Origin of the sequence: Cloacibacillus sp. (assembly GCA_036655895.1) — a bacterium.
In the GTDB taxonomy this organism is placed as follows: Bacteria; Synergistota; Synergistia; order Synergistales; family Synergistaceae; genus JAVVPF01.
The window spans coordinates 1-514 of record JAVVPF010000158.1; the positions used below are offsets into that span (position 1 = coordinate 1).

Sequence of the window (514 nt, forward strand, 5' to 3'; positions counted from 1 at the left end):
TTACAGACCATTACGACCCAAGGGCGAAGGTTCTCCGTCTGTCCGATTCTGTGGCGGGAAACACGAGCATTGCCGCGATAGGCGTTGCCGCTCACGAAGTGGGGCACGCCATACAGGACAAGGAGGGCTATTCTTTCCTGCGTCTGCGCAATACAATAGTTCCTGTTGTGAATATAGGCTCCATGCTTTCCATGCCGCTTTTCCTCATAGGTCTGGTCATGGGTTCGCTGAATCTCCTTAACTTGGGCATACTGCTCTTTTGCGGAGTTCTTGTATTTCACCTTGTAACTCTGCCTGTCGAGTTTGATGCAAGTGCACGCGCGCTGAGACTGCTTTCCGAAACAGGCCTTCTGGCGAAGGACGAAATAGGCGGAGCCAAGTCCGTGCTTGACGCGGCGGCGCTCACATACGTTGCAGCTCTTGTGATGACCATACTCCAGCTTGTAAGGCTGCTTGCCCTGCGCGGAATGCGGAGGGACTAAAAATAGTGTAAAATGTACAGAGGCGGCTTGAT

1 protein-coding gene is annotated in these 514 nt (G+C 52.9%); it reads left to right on the plus strand.

Annotated features, from left to right (window positions below; all coding sequences use genetic code 11):
* Window positions 1-482 (plus strand): zinc metallopeptidase (locus RRY12_13435; GenBank protein MEG2185669.1); only part of this gene is annotated, 482 nt, incomplete at its 5' end.
* Window positions 483-514 lie beyond the last annotated feature (32 nt).